The sequence below is a fragment of the Pseudomonas sp. SIMBA_068 genome (assembly GCF_046534705.1).
Taxonomy (GTDB): Bacteria; Pseudomonadota; Gammaproteobacteria; order Pseudomonadales; family Pseudomonadaceae; genus Aquipseudomonas; species Aquipseudomonas putida.
On record NZ_JAWRYI010000930.1, the window covers coordinates 1 to 257 of the forward strand.

Below are 257 nucleotides of genomic sequence, written 5' to 3' on the forward strand. Positions count from 1 at the left end.
CACAGCCCCTTCATATTCCACAAAGGTCAGTGACTGATTGAAATTGGCTCCTGCAGATGCACCGGCCACCCATGCTGTTGCTTTGGCTGGTGTGATCTCTGTGCCATCTTCTAGCACGACACCGCTTGTGACATTGATAATTCCTTCATGATTAGCTTCATAATTCGGTAAAACACCTTGCACCTTACGGCCTTGGTCATCACGCAAACGCTTGACGAAGGCCACAAATGTTGCTTTTAGTTGCGCACTAGTGTTAT

General features: G+C 47.5%; 1 protein-coding gene. It reads right to left on the bottom strand.

Translation table 11 applies throughout. The features are described 5' to 3' along the window. On the bottom strand, positions 1–257 hold a 257-nt coding region (locus tag SB756_RS32125; protein WP_410913508.1), incomplete at both ends, for a phage tail sheath subtilisin-like domain-containing protein.